This is a genomic window from Nostoc sp. UCD121, assembly GCF_014222285.1.
Classification (GTDB): Bacteria; Cyanobacteriota; Cyanobacteriia; order Cyanobacteriales; family Nostocaceae; genus Nostoc.
The window spans coordinates 1-18,125 of record NZ_JACKZS010000161.1 but is presented as its reverse complement, the minus strand read 5'-3'; the positions used below and the strand labels follow the sequence as shown (position 1 = coordinate 18,125).

The window sequence follows — 18,125 nt, the reverse complement described above, 5'->3', positions numbered from 1 at the left end:
GAGCAGGTAATATCTGTCTCTTCTTATAACTTTATTTTAGAAGCTCTTTTCTATGCAGCTTCATATTAAATTGGTATTAGAAAGAAAAAGTTGTTCTAATTGTTCCTACATAAACTGTGTCTTTATTTTGTTTGTGTTCGGGATTGGTAATTACTAATAAACCAGGAGTAATGGCGATATTGTCAGTAGCTTGATAACGATAAAAGAATTCCAAATGCCAAGAGGTAGCTTCATCTTGGAAATTATTGTCAAAATCGTTTTTGATCACCTTAGGTAGTTGACCGATTATAATACCAGCCAAGTTATCTTCTTTGCCCAAATCTGGAAAGGCAAAGGTAATGGCATAGTTGAAAATATTTGCTTCTGGTTTACCTAAAACGTCTTCGGCTGTGGCTTCTGTAAAACCAACCCAACCCCCGAAAGTAAAATCACGACTTAATCGCCAAGCTGCTTCTATTCCATAAGAATTTGCAGTTATGCGATCGCTTTCATCGTCAAAAGGATCGTTAGCAAGTTCACTCCCTGTGCCAGTGTCGAGATTGTTGTATGAGCGCACATAAGTTAAGCCTATCTCTATATCTTCAATTGGTTCAAGATTTAACTGCACAATTGCCCCATAAGGACTTTCACCAATTCCGAATCTTGGATTTTCAGCTCGGTCAGCAATATAACCTAAACTGAAACTGACAGCATCGCTAAATTTGTAATTCATTCCTACCCCTGTACCAGAGCTTTGGCGGTAGATAGGGTTGCGACGCCCGAAACGGGAAATAGAACCGTTACTACTACTGCTGAAATAGGGATTGACTGTAACAGTAAAATCACTTAATTCGCCACCAGCAGCTTCTATGTAAACTGTTGCTTGTTTACCAATAGGGAAACGATATTCTAATCGGCTAATCTCAAACTCATTGTTATTATCCGCCTCAAACCCCAAACGAGCCATCTCAGTGCCTGAGCTTCTCTTAAGACTAGGGATATTTGCAGCTTGCAGACGAACTCTCAGACGGTCATTGCCAGTAAAGCTTGTATCAAAGTTCAAACGCACCCGATTGCTGAGAATAAAATTATTATCAGCTTTATTTCCACCATTAAGCCCTGTGAAAGCAAATATAACTTCCCCACTGAGCTTGGTTGTTGTGGAAAACTGCTGCGGTTGCAACTGAGTCGTTTGCACTTTTAACTTGTCTAACCTTTCCTGCAAGGTAGTTAACTGTGGAACAAATTTTGTGTGCAACCGCCTCAAGGTAGCTAAGTCTTGTTGATTCACCAAATTAGTACTACTAACAGCAATGTTTTGGTGGATACATCTAGAATAAGCATTCAAGCTGATAGCAAATTCGTATCGGGTGAGAACGGGAAGACGCTTTTGGGGCGGTTGCTCAAAGATATCGCCTTGAGCAGCATCACCAATGCAATTGTAGCGTTCTGCTAAAGATTGCAGGGCTGAAAATTCCCAATCAGTTGGGCTAATATTTGACAGATCAGAAACGGAGTTTATCTGGTCTAAAGGCTTCATTTTCCGATCTGTAATCGCAAAGGCTATTTCTAGAGGCGCCAGAGCCACCGTCAGAATCACTGAGCCAAGCCATAAAAAATCTGAAAAAATCATTTGCAAATTTTTAGCCAGACAAAACGGTTTCTTGGCGATCGCGAAACAGTCGAGCAGTAAGACTATCATCGTTTAACAGCACTTCTGGAGAACCTGTTTCCATTAACCGACCATTCTCTAAGTACCAGATGACATCAGCTCTCGCTAAACGCTCTTTTCGGTGGGTAATGAGTAAAACTGTACCTTGATGTTCAGTCAGCACTCGGTCTACAACAGCAGTAGCTTGGGAATCTAAATTAGCATCCACTTCGTCAAGCAGTAATAAGGGTGGATTGCCTAGAATCGCCCGTGCAAGTGCAATGCGTTGGCGTTGTCCTGCTGATAAACCTATGCCACCTTCAGAGATTCTGGTTTTTTCACCTTCAGGTAGCTCTGCTAGCACTTCATCAATGCCGCACATTTGCCGAACTCTAGTGATTTCCTCAATTGGAGCATCTCGCCAACGATATCGCAGATTTTTATCAACACTTCCTCGTAGTAGTGGTAAATCTGGGGCAGCCATACCGATCGCTCGCCGAATTGATTCTATGCTGTGATCTGCTAAGTCTTGCCCATCTAAACGAATCGCACCTTCATCAGGATCGATTAGACGTGCTGCTAGAGAAAGTAGGGTTGACTTACCAGCACCATTCGGCCCCACCAGGGCGACAATTTGACCTGGTTGGGCGATCGCACTCACTTTGTGCAATGCTCCGTCTAAACTGATGCCATCAAATTCCAAACGCCCTGCTCCTAATTTTACTTTCGGAGCATTGGGAACCTCTGTAACCAAAGACGGTGTATTTAGAAATTGTTTAACTTTTTGCAGAGATACCCGTGAGTTGTGCCAATATTCTTGCACCCTACCCAAGTCCCGCAACGGTGGTACTAACAGCCCGACAATCGTCATTGCAGCAACGACCATGCCAGGAGTAGCACGACCCTCAGCCACTTCCATCGCCCCTACTAGCAAAGCAGCACCAGAAGCGATCGCGGCAGTTCCTTCAGTAATCGCCCGTAACTGACCAACTACGATCGCTCGATCAACCATTGCTTTTTCTAAACGGCGGCTCTGGCGGGCAATGCGCCCCTTCTCCCGTCGAGATTGCCCAAAAACTTGCACCACGGCGATCGCAGCTACTTTTTCATTGATATTTGCAGCGAGATAACTCAGTCGCCGCCTTGCTTCTTTGGCTACAGACTGCATCCGATCGCCCATCTTGCAGGCACTTAAAGCACCAATAGCCAAAATGATGCCAACAGTTAAAGCTAAACGGCTGTTGATTAAAGACAAAGCCACTAAGGAGGCAATACTCGTAGTCATAGCTACCACCATCCGCGCTAAACCCAAGCTCACCCACTGGCGGAGGGCAGTTAAATCACCCACAAAGCGCAGCATTACTCCACCCTGACTCCGATTTTGGAGAGCGCGAGGGGCAAGGCTCGTTAATCGCTCGTATAAAATCATTCGGATTTGATAGGCATAATCTTGACCAATCCGCTCGGCATCAGCTCGTTCCGCCATCCGGAGTAAGGCAATCACAATAGCTGCTGCTGCTAAACCTAGACCAATTTGCCCAATCATTTGATTAAAGGCAGGATTAGCAGCTGTAATTAGCTTATCAAATGCCATTTCTACTAGTAAGGCATTGGCGACAGTGGCAGTAGCCTGACAAAAGCCATTAATCACCAACCGAGCGAACAGCCAAGTGCGGTTACTACTTACTGCACGAGGTATCTGTATCATTGATATTCAGTTAAGCAGTACATTTTGAATGTCTAAGTTCCAATCTTTACTAACTGGTGAGTACTTGTTGCTGAGTAGCGATCGCACTGGAGAGAGAACGAGGAGATGAGAGTGTCACGACTGCTTTTGCACTTAGCAATAAATTAGCTGCTTCTTGGCGCAGCATTTCCAAATCATAAACAGGTAAACCTGTGGCTTTTGCAGCTTCACGAGCAGCTAGGGGAGATGCTGTCACCAAACCACTAACCGCTAGTACAGGCAGTTGATAGCGCCGCAGCCATTCCACACCTGCGGCGGCTCCCAGCGCATTGCCAGTAGCAAACACTACACCATCAACAGCTTCGCGGAAGTTAGGGGAAGAAACCACGGCTGATGTTTCATCCTGGTAAAGTCCATCTGCAATCTCTAGCACAATTGCATCTACCCCCTCTGTTGCTAGGTAACTGGTGAGAGTCGTGAAAATTTCTTGAATTTGTTTGGGAGTGGCTCGATAAGTGGAAGGAAAACCAGCACCAGTGAAATCTATAACCAAGCTAGCTCCAGCATCGGACATCAGCCAGAGGTCACCACCAGCACCAGTTCCAGTAATTTTGGCGGCTCCCACTTTGATGCCAGATTTGACCAAGCCATTAATTAAGTTAGCTGCTGTGGTTGTTTTGCCAGAGTTCATAGATGTACCGACAACAGCGATTGTGGTAGGTCGTTGTCCAATATAGCTAGTTGAGGGCAAAGTCCAATCAGCTAGGTTAATGCGTTTACCTTGTTCATCGCCCAGTAAACCGATAGGAGTGATAGCAGTGGGCATTTTCATTTTGGCGTGCTGGGACAGCACTTTTGCAGCTATTCCACCCGCCGCTGCTAGATGACATGGAGACAAATCTTCCGGAATCTCGGCTTCAAATTGGTCAGGAGCATAACGGTTGCCGTAGCAAATTACCAGTTCGTCACCAGCAAATAATAAGGCTTTCCGACCATCGGTTAATTCAATACGTTCGTGCTGACTTATTTGCTCTACTCTCACCAGTACTAAGTCACCACATTCAGGTTTGATATCTCCGGTAATTAATGTAGCGATCGCATCAAAATTTACATAACGTGTAGTAAATGCTGCTTTAGCTTGAGCAAGTCTTTCCAGTTCTAATTTAGAGATATCCATCCCAATCAATCCTCACAATAGTTTGTTAAAAAAAGCAATTTCGTGCGGAAATTATCAACTCAAATCACACATTACTATCCCGATCAACATCGATTGGATAGTTGCGATTGCTGCCATGCTTTCAAATCTATAGTGTTTCCCCTAAAGGTTTGAGCCTTTCAATCGGCTCAAAAAATTTTGATAACCTGAACAGATGAACATCTGTTTCATATTATTTATATTATCAAATCAAAATTAATTGAAATTAAAAGTTTGATGAGAGTTTTCTTATAAATAAAGCCGATAACCCATACCTCTAACTGTCTCAATGAGGTCTGAGCCTAGCTTCTTGCGGAGATAACCAACGTAAACATCAACAATATTAGAGGCTGGGTCATAATCGTAACCCCAGACGTGACTAAGCAGTTGTTCTCGGCTAAGAACTTGTCCGGGATAACGTAGAAAAGTTTCAATTAAGGTAAATTCTTTAGCTGATAGTTCGATCAGGCGATTGTTTACTCTCGCCTGACGGGTACGCAAGTCAAGGACAATATCACCTGCGGTAAGTAACATTTCATCTTTTCCTTTGGGCAATTGGCGATCACGCAACCGCAGACGTACCCTTGCCAAAAGTTCTTCAAATCGAAACGGCTTAGTAACGTAGTCGTCAGCCCCACTTTCCAACCCAGTTACTTTATCTATGATGTCGTCACAAGCAGTAAGAATAACGATCGGTATCTGCTCACCCTGTCCGCGCAATTCTGTCAAAATCGTCCACCCATCTTTGCCAGGAAGACCGATGTCAAGAACAAGTAGGTCAAATTCCCCACTAAGAGCCATGAAAATAGCTGTATTTCCGTCTTGAGCTACAGCAGTAGTGAACCCATTAGCTTTAAGACCTTTTTCCAGAAAGCTGCTGATGCGAGGTTCGTCTTCTGCGATTAAAATCCGGCTCATGAGACAAAATCTCCTGCTCTAGTTTTAGGGGAATGACGAGAGTGAAAGTAGATCCACCCAGTGGACGGCTAAAGAGTTCGATCTTACCACCGTGAGCTTCTGCGATCGCCTGCACAATTGCCAGTCCCAAACCAGCACCTTCCGAACGGCGGCCACAACAACCACGAGCAAAGCGCTGAAAAATTCGCTTTTGGTCGCTAGGGGCAATTCCTGCACCAGTATCACGCACCCAAAAACGCACTTTACCATTTGTTATTAGTGAACCTAAGGCAATCATACTCCCATCATTGGTATGCTGCGTAGCATTCTGAGCCAAGTTCATAATTGCCTGAGTCAGCCGTTGACGGTCAGCTACAATCAGACCTGAAGCTATAGCCTCCAAGCGCCAGTCTCGCTCTGCTAGAGCTTTGGCTTTGGCATATAATTCTTCGGTCAGCAAGCCGATTTCTACAGTTTTTAAATTCAAAAAATTGGGTTGCTCTGCTTTCGCTAGTAATAGAAGGTCATTGACAAAGCGACTCATACGATCAAGCTCGTCAGTAACTAATTCTATTGTTTCCTGGCGCTCCTGGGGGTCATCGCCTAGTAGTTCTAGATGACCTCGAATAATTGTAATCGGCGTCCGTAGTTCATGACCTGCATCGTTGATGAAGTCTCTTTGAGTGGCGAAGGCTGCTTGGAGTCGTTCCAGCATTTCATTGAAGGTGATAGTAAGTTCAGCGATTTCGTCCGATCCTGTTACAGGAATGCTTCGCTTCCAATCGGACTCACTAATCGAACGAGCAGTTTCGGTAAGTAAGCGTAGGGGTATCAGTAATCGTCCAACTACTACCCAGCCTAGCAATGAAGCTACACCCAGGACAAGAAAACTGACTTCGATAATCACCATAACCGCCTCATCTATTTCATGGTATTCGCCAGCAGGGGATTGAGCCACTACAAATACCCCATGAGTATCCCCCCTAGTTATCGGCTCGGCTCGGTAAATTATGGTATGCTTCCGGGTAGTTATATGACCGTATTGAGGCATGGTCATTTCAGCCCAGTAATTTATCGGGTATGAATCATTCTTTAGATAGCTTGGAAGCGCTCTAGGACTAGATTTGTAATATTGACCGTTTATAAGTGTGATCATGAACTCATCATCATCTGGGATGTTGCGGTTGAGATATATCTTAAAAATAGAAGCGATCTCATCCTCAGAGAGTTGACTTTTTTGGGGATTACTAGTCTGAGTCAATAGTCGAAATTCATCTATTTCCTGCTCCAAAGACTTTTCAATCCGCTGTTGTAAACGAACAAACAGAACCTGACGAATTACCGCGATGGATACCACGGCAGAGAAAGCCATTAGCAGAACATAGCAAACTAAAATACGTGTGCGAACACCAAAGAAGAGTCTGTACCATTTAGGAGATTGATTTGTCTGTGCCACCAATTGATTAATAGCCTGCGATACTGCCATCAGCTTTTTTATTCCTACCACTTCCGTTTGGGCAAAAATTAATAACCACTTCTTAATCTTGAATATGGGGTAAAAGTAGCCAAGGCGAATTTTGCCGCCATGCGTCGTCTGAAAATCATAACCAGACTATGTTTCAGAAAAAAATTGACTTTCACCTAGAAATTAGGATTTGACATACCAGATCCACTACTTTTATTCGTACCATTTGAACCCCTCTAATTTTTAGAGCCTGAAGCCCTTGTGACTACGTTCCTAAATGCCGATTAGCTTTACCAGCGTTTATTGAGAAGTTACAAATCTGCTTTCAACTTCTCGCGCACAAACCGATTAACTGTGTCATATTTAACTTTTAGCCCACACTCTTCGTCTAGCCATGTCACTATTGCTTTGTAACTGCTAAATCCTTCAGGTGACTTCAAGCGACGTTTCAACTTCTCCAAAACTTCCCCTTGGATTTTTTTTTGTGCCCCGGGTGCTGTCTTTACTTCCAACAGTTTTGCCAATCCCCCTTGACGATACTGTTGCAACCACCGGGTAATGCTTGCTGGGCTGCGCCCTAATAGCTGGCTTAATTGATGATGCTGACTGACTTGTCCTGTTTTCAGCCACCACAGCATTTGCAGCCTTTCCTTCTGTGATGCGCTTTTTGCGCTCTTTAGACTCTTCTCTAGATACTCCGCAGTTTCGGTTATTTCCAGTTTCAGATATCTTGCCATTTGCACCCATCCTTATTTGCCCCCTGTTTTTATTGAACGTAAAATCATTGCAGATTGGTATGATTACCATCCGTGTAGATTTGGTAGGGCAAAAATTACGTTGTTAGCGTTTGCTTATATTTATTGTTGTTTACCTCAATTAATCAGTATTAAAGCTTTCATGAGAATTTTCTCATGTATGGAGTCGGTAGCCTATACCTCTAACTGTCTCAATGCAGTCGCTACCTAGCTTTTTACGCAGATAACCAACGTAGACATCAACAATATTAGAAGCAGGGTCATAACCATAACCCCAGGCATGGCTGAGTAGTTGCTCTCGACTTAAGACTTGCCCAGGATGACGCAGAAAAATTTCCGCTAAAGTAAATTCTCTAGCTGCTAGTTCAATATAGCGATCGCTTACTTTTACTTTACGGGTACGTAAGTCTAGTAGAATATCACCTGCACAAAGTATCATCTCATCTTTGCGTTTAGGCAAGCAATAGTCACGCAATCGCAAACGAACGCGAGCTAGCAGTTCTTCAAAGCGAAACGGCTTGGTAACATAGTCATCAGCACCACCTTGCAAACCAGTTACTTTATCTTTTATATCGTCACAGGCAGTCAGAATAATGATTGATAGCAATTTTCCCTGACCGCGTAATTCTTCCAACACTAACCAGCCATCTTTACTTGGTAGACCAATATCCAAAATCAGTAGGTCAAATTCACCGCTAAGAGCCATAAACAGAGCTTCATCACCGGTGCTAGCTACAGAAGTAGTAAAACCATTTGCTTTCAGACCTTTCTGTAAAAAACTGGCAATGCGTGGTTCATCTTCTGCAATGAGAATTCGGTTCATTTAATATACCTCCTGGCTGGAAAATAAGGCAGATAGCAGATGGTGAACCATTAAAACTTGACAAATTAATTACCAAAAACGTCAATGATATTACTATACAAATTTACGTTAGCTTAATAATTGATCTGATAATACAGCTTTTATATATTCCCACACAATGGGAACATACACTATTAGATAAATTTCGCTATCTTCAATCTTATATATGTCAGGAAATCAGTTATGTTCATTGGTTTAAGGAGATGATGTTATGTTGACTAATTTAGGCTTTTTAGAGTTAGTATAACTAAATATGTAAGTTTTGTACTGACATTCAACATTTCTGCTCATTTGTTATTTCGGTGTTGCATAATTACGACATTATTTTGGAATTTGCATCAACTAAAGCCCCCACGTCCCCATGTCTTCTTGTCTCCTTCATCTCCCCCTGCTCCCTGCCCCCCTCTTCCTTTCCTTCCCTGCCAAAAGTTGGAGCTATGGAAAAATGAATTTCTACCCCCTCGTTGTCTGGGTTTTGGGATAGGTTTGAGAGGAATGACTATGGTGAAAGTAGAGCCGCCACGTGGGCGACTAAACAGTTCAACCCAACCATTGTGAGCTTCTGCAATTGCTTGTACAATCGACAATCCTAAGCCAGCACCATTAGAACGACGGCGATTAATCGAGCCACGAGCGAAGCGCTGAAAAATTCGCCGTTGGTCGCTTAAGAGGATTCCTTCGCCAGTATCACGCACCCAAAATCGCACTTGATTATTTCTCAAATCTGAACCTAGGCTAATCACATCACCGTCTTTGGTATGGTGTGTGGCATTCTCAGCTAAGTTCATAATTGCCTGAGTCAGGCGTTGACGGTCAGCCTGAAGACGACCACTAGCCATAGTATCCAAGCGCCATTCTCGCGGAGCTAAAGCTTTGGCTTTGGCGTACAGTTCTAAAGTCAGCGAATGAACTTCGACAATTTCTAAATTTAAAAAATCGGGTTGTTCAGATTTAGCTAGTAATAGCAGGTCTTCCACAAAGCGACTCATGCGGTCTAGCTCATCAATGACCAATTCTATAGTTTCCTTCCGTTCCTGAGGATCGTCACCCAGTAGCTCTAGATGACCTCGGATAATTGTAATTGGTGTTCGTAGTTCATGGCTGGCATCGTTGATGAAATCTCGTTGGCTAGAAAACGCTGTTTCCAACCTTGCAAGCATTTCGTTAAATGTAGTAGTGAGTTCAGCAATTTCGTCTGCACCTTTAACAGGTATGCGTTGTGTCAGGCCAGTTTCCCCAATTGACCGAGTAGTATTAGTCAACAAGTGTAGAGGTTTCAGCACATGTCCAGCGACTACCCAAGCCAAACAAGAAAATATAATTATGACTACAACCGAAACTTTGATAATCACAAAAACTGCGTCAATTACCTCCTGACGTTCGCCAGCAGTGGCATGAAGTACCACAAATACTCCATGATTTTTTCCCCTAATTATTGGTTGAGCTAGGTAAATTACATTTCCATCTACGGTTAAGAACTCGCCTTCTTCAGCTGTTTTGACTTGTGATAAGGTCTTCACCATCGGAGAATCTAATTTAAACCAGCTGGGAAGGGCTAGGGGACTACTTCTGTAAACTTTCCCATTCAATATTGCTACCAAAAACTCATCATCATCCGGGATGTTGCTCTTGAGAAAGAGCTTAAACATATTCTTGAGGTCACCTCCAAAAGGTTTATGAGTGTCGGGATTGATTCCGTCTACCGCCATCATTCGGAATTCGTGTATTTCTTGAACCAAAGACTTTTTAATTCGTTCTTCTACCTGAAAAAAGAGAAATTTATCAATTAAAAAAGTGCCTATCACAGACGAAAATAGCATGAGCAACACATAACCAATTACGATATGTGTCCGCAGGCTAAATAAGATTTTATAGTATATACGTAATGAATTATTCTGTTTCATTAACTTGTCAGTCCTTACTAAAAATCATTCAGATGACAATAAAGAAACTACTTTTTATGTTATTTATAGGTTTGGATATTGACTTTTACCTCTTACTCTGATTTCTAAATTTCAACTTGTAGAAGTTGCATTACTTGAGCTTGAGCCAATGAATTCGTTAAATACAAAAGATTTTAACGTAATTTGTAAGGATTCAGGTCTAATATTTAGGAAGCAGAGATGGGCGAGACAGATAATTATTAGAATTAGCCAGCAGTGCTTGTGCAAAAAAGTCAATCACAGACCTACCTTGACGACGACAGGTTTGTACCACTGTTAACAGATGGGCAGTGTGTCTAAACCTGTCCATTGAACGGGAGCCACCACTTACCTTACGTTTCGTCACGGCCAAACGCAGCGATCGCTCGGCCTGATTGTTATCAGGAGGGATTTCAGGATTGTCAAGAAAATACCACCATTGACTTGCTTTATCACGCAAAGAGCGTAAAAGGTTGCCAGCCGTAGCTCCTGCAAGATCAAGCCACTGATGGAGTGAGGAATACAATTTAGATTTGAATTGATTGACCCAATCGTTGTAATTGGTGGAGTCAAAAGTCTCAAACCATGGAGCATAATTCCTAAAGGCTTCATCAATTAAATCAACAAAAGCTTCGCCAATAGCTTGGTTGTGAAGACCTGGAAGAATAATTAGTTTTTTGAAGTGTCGGCGTAGATGAGCCAAACATTTCTGCTGGGCAAAAGCTGGATAGCCGTTGTAAACGCTAAAATCATCGCTGCTGAGTACCCCTGCATACTCAGTCCCTCCAGGGATGCTTTTTTGTTTTCGCTCTTTTTTAGAATATCCCCAGATGGTGGTTTCGATGAGGTAGAACTATCTAAATCTCGGCTGACTTTTAAACGTTCTACTTCTTGCTGTAGTTCTAAGATTGTTTTCTGTAACTCACATATTCCCTTGCCCTGTTCAATAATTATCTTTACCAATTCTTCTTTTGATAACTGGTTCAAGCTTTCTCGGTCTAAATCTTGAGGCAGGTTTTGGTTCATATTTGTGATACTCTCCCTCAAGCGTCCCCTTTGTCAATACCCTGCCACCTGAATACTTACCGTAATTTTTACGCTAAATTCACATTGATCAGCAGGAAGATTTCACAGGAGGAAGAAATCTGCTTTCTGGTTTTCCTCAACAACAAACACAAAATATTTCAGGTAAAGGAAATACAAGGGTAAACTGCTAACGCACCATTCGAGATATTCGATGCGTTAGCTTGTGGCATAACACATCCTACTAATATGAGTTCAAACTCAGAAGTGTTGAATGTTAACAAATAATTGATAAAAATAGCCAAAAATATGATATTTTTGGGCGAAGGCTTAAAATATATTAGTTTGATTGTGATTATAAATTCATTTCCCAAAATTGTCAAAGATATCCTGAAAAGTCTGCTAAAAAACGATTATCCAGTATTGAACAGTCGTCTCTTCTTTGAATGCTGGCTATCGTATGCTCTGGATAACAGTTTAACAAGTATGCGAGATTTATTTCAAAGATTAAATAACACAGGGTTTGAAGTAGATATCTCTACTTTTTCCAAAGCCAGTTCTCACCGCGCATAAAAACCCTTTCAAGAAATTTATCATAAATTGAATGAGTTAGTACAGAATAAAATTCGCAAGAGATTACATAATAAATATGCAATTTGTCCAATAGATTCAACAATTATCACTCTCACTAGTAAGTTATTATGGGTACTAGATCATCATCAAGTTAAACTTTTCAGTTTTCATTGGTTTGAGGAGATGATGTTATATTGACTAATTTAGGCTTTTTAGAGTCAGTGTAACTAAATATGTAAAGTTTTGTACTGACATTCAACATTTCTAGTTCAAACTATAATTCTTGTTGATTGTAGAGGTTATAGTAATAACTTTTGAAAGCCATTAATTCCTCATGCTTTCCTTGTTCTATAACTTTACCACTATCCATGACAATAATCGTATCTGCATGGGAAATTGTGCTTAGTCGGTGGGTGATACAAAATACGGTACTTCCCTGAAATGCTTGGGCTAAATTTAGACAAACTTGGCGTTCTGTAAGGTAATCTAAGGCGCTAGTTGCTTCGTCTAAAACTAATAATTTTGGTTTTTCTAAAACTGATCGGGCGATCGCAATTCTTTGCCTTTGTCCACCAGAAAGTGCTGAACCTCGTTCACCTACTCGCGTATTATAACCATTAGGCAAGTTCATAATAAAGTCGTGGGCAGCTGCTATTTGAGCTGCTGCAATAATTTCTTCAGTTGTGGCTTCGGGATTTGTCAAAGCAATATTTTCTTGAACTGTTCCATCAAACAGCAAGGTATCTTGAGGGACAACACCAATTTGTTGGCGCAAAGAATAAAGTTCTGTTTTAGCAATATCATAACCATCAATTAAAATTCTGCCGGATTCTGGATCATATAGTCTCAGCAGTAATTTCATCATAGTACTTTTACCCGAACCACTTTGTCCGACGATGCCAATAAATTGTCCCGGTGCTAAATCAAGACTGACATTGCAAAGTTGTAATGTTCTACCTGTATTAAATCTGAAGAATATATTTTCATATCTTACGGCTCCCTTAATTGGCGGTAAAGAAATATTATATTGGTCTTGTTCAGCTTCTTGGGGTGTATCGACAATATCACTGAGACGTTCAAAAGATAAAGCTGTTTCTTGGAAGTTTTGCCACAGTTGGGTTAAGCGTAATATGGGACTAGTTACGTAATTAGAGAGAATTCTAAAGGCAATTAATTCGCCTAATGTTAATTCTCCTTGCAGTACTAAATAAGAGCCATACCATAAAACTAACAAGCTGCTAAGTTTGTTGAGAAAGTTACTAGCAGAACTAGATAGTGTGGAGATAACTACTTTTTTGAAACCAGATGCGATATAACGTGCATAACGTTCTTGCCAGGAAAAGCGTGCTTGTAACTCGATATTTTGCGCTTTGACAGTTTGGATACCTGACATTACCTCAACTAAATAAGATTGAGTTATAGCATTACGTTCAGCTTTTTCTCGTAATTGTTTCCTAATCGTGGGAGCAGCCAGAGAGGTAATGATGATAAATATGGGTATAGTGGCTAAACCTACTAAGGTAAGTTGCCAAGTGTACATTACCATTACAATAATATAAAGCAGCGAAAATAGCACATCTAAACCCACAGTTAAAGCCGTACCAGTGAGAAAAGAGCGAATATTTTCTAATTCGTTGATGCGGGTGGAAATTTCTCCTACAGGTCGGCGTTCAAAATACTGTAATGGTAGCCGAAGTAAGTGGTCAATAATTTGTGCCCCTAACCCCAGATCAATGCGGTTGGTGATATCTACAAATAGATATGTACGCAGTGTAGAAACTATCGCTTCAAATAGCGCTGCTAGTAATAATATAAAACCTAAAAAATGTAGTGTATTAAAACTACTATCGCTAACTATTTGGTCAATAATAATTTGAATAATTAGTGGATTGGCTAGCGCTGCTAACTGCACGAATAAGGAAGCCACAAAAACTTCTATGAGTACAAAGCGGTAGCGTGATAAATAGGGAACAAACCACTGCAAACCAAAGCGTTGCTTGGGTGTAGCTTTGGTAGGAGAAAGTAGCAATACCCGTATCTGGGAAGAATTGCTTTCTTCCATCTCTAATTTAGAAAGCAGTTCAGCAGGTTTGAGGCGTAGAATTCCCTTGGATGGTACACCAATAACAATCAGGCGATCGCTTGCTTCATAAACAACTGCATAACTATCACCATAGTAAATCATTGCTGGAGTGGGAATGCAAGTAATTTGACTGCAAGGCATATCTCCCAATTTTGCCTTCAGTCCAATTAATTCAGCCAAGGTTCCACAAACCTGAAACGGGATTATACCTTGGCGTTGCATCTGCTCTGTTAAAACCCGGTTAATCACCTCACGACGCAAAGGCATTCCCAGATATTTTGAGAGCATTTGGAAACAGGCGATCGCAGAATTTAATTGTCCTTTACCGTTAAAATATGGGTACTTTCTGCTTTTTTCTTCGGTTTTTACACTAAATTTTTGTGGTCGTAGTAGTTCTTCAACAGGTGCATAGGGAATTTCTATTTTGTCGGTAATCTCTGCATGGCGATTCTTTGGTAATAAATCTAACTTACATAAACCAAGCAACCGTACAGGAATTTTCCCTTGAACATCAATTGTGTCTTGCACATTGCTAAATTCCAAGAGAGAACCGCAAGCAAAGTTCTTTGCTGTTCCTCCTCCACTAACAAACCAAATGCTTTCACTATCGAGTAGACTAACTGATGTTTTACCTGTTGGCAGATAATATACTTTTGCCCCAGCCAAAACCTGTTGAGCAAGCTGTTTGAGGTTGATATCGCCTAAACTAAGTATCTGTGATTGTATACTCAGGACATCATAAATTTCCGCCAAATAACCTTGGTATTGACGCACTTGAGCAAAAGCTGGGTAGGTAGCAAGCAAGCGGAAATAATCATCAGCATCTAAAGTTAAACATCTCACTTCAGTAGATGCGATAGCAATCTCGCAAGCAACCTCACGCAGTAAACTAATCTCGCCAAGAATTTCTCCAGGTTGCAGTAACTTTAACGTGGTTGGCTTTTGCGTATGGGAGTCATATCCTAATAAACGAGCTGTCCCCTCATAAATAATGCTCAATTGCGCTGGGAGACTTTCTTTATCAATAATTTTTTGACCAAGCGAATAAAGTTGAGGTTTGAGTTTTTGTGATAAATCGGCTAGTACTTCACTTGATAATTGATCAAACCCCTCAATTGTAGTGAGAAAATCTTGAAAATTGGTTCTAGTATAAGTCATGCTAAATCAAATGAAAAATAGTTCGTAATTCGTAATTATTTTTTTGTTACGATTCAAAAAAAAGCAACAGTAGGGGCGGGGTTTCCCCGCCCTTGAAGAAAATTCATAATAAGCAATCACATTCTGGAAATGACACCATCTAAAGCAAAATGTCCCTTATTAGTTACTAGAGCTACGACGAATTACGAAGCTGCTAAACCTACCTCTTGCCCAATCAGCCTAACAAACCCGGTTCCAAAGTGTTGAATTTCTAAAAAGCTTGCGTGTTCTGGTGCAGGTTTATAAACCCGAAATGTCCTCATAATTCCCAAAGTTGCAGCGCTTTCGAGAGGACTAATGAAGTTAGTGTCGCGGTCAAGGAAATAAGGTTTTTTAGCCCAACAAGCCATCTGATTAGCATTTAAAAAGTAACAGCCTGCGTGAGGATTAAGTGTACGCCGAAATGTAATTGGCATCCCCATGATTGTGCCGTAAAATTTTGATTTTTCATTTACATTCTGAAAAGTTGCAGTTAGCTTAGGTGCTAAATCACCATCAATGTAGGCTTTACATGACAGATTAGTGGTTGAAACTTCATAGCGATTTGGCTGGAGTAAGCTTAGGTCACTTGCACCTTGAGTAAACCAGTTTAATTTGATAAATAACCAAGGATCGTGAAGTATCAAATCGTCTTCCAGAAAACAATAATAATCATATTTACCTAAATTATCTCGAAGTACAGATTGGCACTCAAAACCTAACATTAAAGGCTCTGCTTGAGTGTAATGATGCTGATAAAAATGAGAAGGTAAAGACAGTTGATTGAGAAGATGATTATTTTTGGTCGTACAAATAATAACGTCTAGATCGTAGACTTGTGGTTGATTCGCTGATAAAGCTACACGCTGGTCAATGTTGATAATACTTTGAGACTTGCCAAATAGCTGATGCAACGCAGCAAGATTCCGAGTTAACGCCAGCAGGCGGGGTCGGGGGTCTTTTCTTTGGGAGCCGTGCTTACCATCCTTACTATCAGGATTAAAAAAGTGGGCAATGGTAAAAAGAATTCGCATGATTCTACACCTTTTTGAAGCTAGATTTGCTAAGTCAAAATTGTCTCGAAATCACTAAACTTGTTAGGATAATTGGAATACAAAAATAATTTCGATTCGCTAAAATACGACCACACATTAAATACTAGATATGGTGGGCATTGCCCACCCTACTACCTATAAAATCAGCAACAAATACAACGAAACGTACTGTTACTATGACTTAGACAACAACAATGTCATTCCTAGTGAGCGCTGGATTATTAGAGAACTTGACTATTTCTACCTGAGAAACGCCACCTGTACTATCGACATCAAAGTACAGCGTGCCAATACTTCTGTTGTAGATAAACTGGTTAATCTCTTTTGTGTTGACAAATGACAAATCTACTTGGCTTAAATCTGCACCACTGAAATTGACATTTTCTAATGTTACCCCAACAAAACTAGTGGGTGTAGAAAAGCTGGCACTAGGCGCAAAGATAGCGTTTGATGCATTGACGTTGAGCCAAACTGATTCTGTAAAGTTGGTGCTTCTGAGTTGTGTACCGACAAATTGAACTTCGTTCAGGCTGGTTTTGAAAAAGGTTGAACCATTCAGATATTGGCCGTTAAAGTTATTTCCGACCAGATTTTGTTCGTTATAGTTTTCTGCTGGCATGATGCAATCCCTTGAAAAAATAGATAAGTTCTTGATCGGTCAAAAACTTTGATTTAGCTTACACGGAAGTAAAATCTGTTTCTGTAATTTGTCCGGGGAGTACTCCACCCAGAACCGCTAATTCTTCGCCAGTTGCAGTAACAGCGATCCGAGTACTACCCGTAGAAACACCATTAATGTTGAGATTTATCCGGCTGACTGTTAGTGCTGTAAAGCTGAACCCGGTTCCTAAGAAGTCGATACCATTTTGGAAGTCAGAGATGTAGTCGCCTGGTTGTCCACTCAATCCGGAGTCTTCCAGCTCAAAGTAATCAACACTGCCGCCGCCAGTCAGTGTGTCTCGTTGGTTTTGTCCTACCAAATCTTCTCCACCAAATAGAGTATCACTGCCAAGTCCGCCTAAAACTCGATCAACACCTGCTCCGCCATCGAGGGAGTCATTGCCACCTTGACCATTGAGAAAATCATTGCCAGCAAGACTATTCTCAATTCCGTCGCCTTCGCCGTAGATGATGTCATCCCCATCTCCACCTAAGAGACTGTCAGCACTTTCTCCACCCTCAATCAAGTCTTGATCGAGTCCGCCAATGATTGTATCTAAGCCAGCGCCGCCCAGGAGTGTACTATTATCCAGACCGCCATCGAGAAAGTCGTTACCGTCTCCGCCTTCCAGGTAGTCAAGCCCATCTCCACCACTGAGGAAGTCATCACCAGCATAGCCATAAATTTCATCATCACCAGCTTCGCCCAGAAGGGAGTCATTGCCACCACTCAAGCTGTCAGCATCTCCTTTCAAGGTGTCATTACCATCTCCACCAATGAGGGTGTCAGCACCCGCTACGCCTAAAGTGTCATCGCCTAACAAGAAGTCATCGCTAAGACTACCATCGATGAAATCACTTTCACCGCCCCCATAGAGAGTATCGCCAAAGAAGCTACCCGTTAGGGTGTCCGAGCCTGCCTCACCGTAGAGGAAACCTTCACCTGACAGAATATCATTACCATCCCCGCCAAATAGATCATCATCGGTGCCACCAACAAGTGAGTCGTTGCCAGCGCCACCATAGAGGACATCTTCGCCTTCCCCGCCATCAAGGGTATCAGCACCAGGGCGAACGCATCTTATTTACTAATAAAAACTAAGAAAGATTTCAAAATGACATAAATAATTGTAGAAATTGAG

The 18,125-nt window shown here is 41.6% G+C and carries 12 protein-coding genes and 4 pseudogenes; 2 read left to right on the top strand and 14 right to left on the bottom strand.

Annotated features, from left to right (window positions below; genetic code table 11):
* Positions 1-76: 76 nt before the first annotated feature.
* The 7 genes from GNF10_RS26380 to GNF10_RS26350 form a co-directional block, all read right to left on the bottom strand.
* Positions 77-1,681 carry an iron uptake porin gene (locus GNF10_RS26380; RefSeq protein ID WP_260446182.1) on the bottom strand — a complete coding sequence of 535 codons (1,605 nt, stop codon included), beginning with the start codon at positions 1,679-1,681 and terminating at the stop codon, positions 77-79.
* Entirely contained in the window at positions 1,623-3,338 is a 1,716-nt protein-coding gene (locus GNF10_RS26375) for an ABC transporter ATP-binding protein (RefSeq protein ID WP_185592948.1), read from the bottom strand. The genes GNF10_RS26380 and GNF10_RS26375 overlap by 59 nt, the downstream gene beginning before the upstream one ends.
* Before the next feature lie 49 nt (positions 3,339-3,387).
* Complete coding sequence (locus tag GNF10_RS26370; protein WP_185592947.1) at positions 3,388-4,494, bottom strand: DUF1611 domain-containing protein; 1,107 nt, start codon at positions 4,492-4,494, stop codon at positions 3,388-3,390.
* Positions 4,495-4,761: 267 nt separating this feature from the next.
* Entirely contained in the window at positions 4,762-5,430 is a 669-nt protein-coding gene (locus GNF10_RS26365; RefSeq protein ID WP_185607272.1) for a response regulator transcription factor, read from the bottom strand.
* Entirely contained in the window at positions 5,366-6,895 is a 1,530-nt protein-coding gene (locus tag GNF10_RS26360) for a cell wall metabolism sensor histidine kinase WalK (RefSeq protein WP_221643738.1), read from the bottom strand. Before GNF10_RS26360 ends, GNF10_RS26365 begins: the two co-directional genes overlap by 65 nt.
* A 290-nt stretch (positions 6,896-7,185) precedes the next feature.
* Positions 7,186-7,611: a helix-turn-helix domain-containing protein gene (locus GNF10_RS26355; protein ID WP_185587476.1), complete on the bottom strand. Its 426-nt coding sequence runs from the start codon at positions 7,609-7,611 to the stop codon at positions 7,186-7,188.
* Positions 7,612-7,783: 172 nt separating this feature from the next.
* Positions 7,784-8,452, bottom strand: a complete 669-nt coding sequence (locus GNF10_RS26350) for a response regulator transcription factor (protein WP_185587475.1) — start codon at positions 8,450-8,452, stop codon at positions 7,784-7,786.
* Positions 8,453-8,502: 50 nt separating this feature from the next.
* On the opposite strand from GNF10_RS26350, the pseudogene GNF10_RS26345 reads away from it, so the two are divergent.
* Positions 8,503-8,709 (top strand): annotated as a pseudogene (locus GNF10_RS26345) (IS4 family transposase); the annotation flags it as partial.
* 120 nt (positions 8,710-8,829) lie between these two features.
* Here the strand turns inward: GNF10_RS26345 and GNF10_RS26340 are convergent.
* A complete protein-coding gene (locus tag GNF10_RS26340) occupies positions 8,830-10,395 on the bottom strand; it encodes a cell wall metabolism sensor histidine kinase WalK (RefSeq protein ID WP_185607271.1) in 1,566 nt (521 codons plus the stop codon).
* A 199-nt stretch (positions 10,396-10,594) separates the two neighbouring features.
* Positions 10,595-11,439, bottom strand: a pseudogene (locus GNF10_RS26335) (transposase).
* A gap of 348 nt (positions 11,440-11,787) precedes the next feature.
* Here GNF10_RS26335 and GNF10_RS26330 point away from each other — a divergent pair.
* Positions 11,788-12,174 (top strand): annotated as a pseudogene (locus GNF10_RS26330) (IS4 family transposase); the annotation flags it as partial.
* A gap of 109 nt (positions 12,175-12,283) precedes the next feature.
* Here GNF10_RS26330 and GNF10_RS26325 read toward each other — a convergent pair.
* The 5 genes and pseudogenes from GNF10_RS26325 to GNF10_RS38920 form a co-directional block, all read right to left on the bottom strand.
* Positions 12,284-15,250 carry a peptidase domain-containing ABC transporter gene (locus GNF10_RS26325; protein ID WP_185586625.1) on the bottom strand — a complete coding sequence of 989 codons (2,967 nt, stop codon included), beginning with the start codon at positions 15,248-15,250 and terminating at the stop codon, positions 12,284-12,286.
* A 182-nt stretch (positions 15,251-15,432) separates the two neighbouring features.
* On the bottom strand, positions 15,433-16,302 hold the full coding sequence (locus GNF10_RS26320) for a calcium-binding protein (protein WP_185586626.1): 870 nt from the start codon (positions 16,300-16,302) through the stop codon (positions 15,433-15,435).
* Positions 16,303-16,504: 202 nt separating this feature from the next.
* A complete protein-coding gene (locus tag GNF10_RS26315; RefSeq protein WP_185586627.1) occupies positions 16,505-16,942 on the bottom strand; it encodes a pentapeptide repeat-containing protein in 438 nt (145 codons plus the stop codon).
* A 58-nt stretch (positions 16,943-17,000) separates the two neighbouring features.
* Positions 17,001-17,807, bottom strand: a complete 807-nt coding sequence (locus tag GNF10_RS26310) for a calcium-binding protein (protein WP_260446335.1) — start codon at positions 17,805-17,807, stop codon at positions 17,001-17,003.
* Between the two features lie 9 nt (positions 17,808-17,816).
* Positions 17,817-18,068: pseudogene (locus GNF10_RS38920) on the bottom strand (calcium-binding protein); the annotation flags it as partial.
* Positions 18,069-18,125 lie beyond the last annotated feature (57 nt).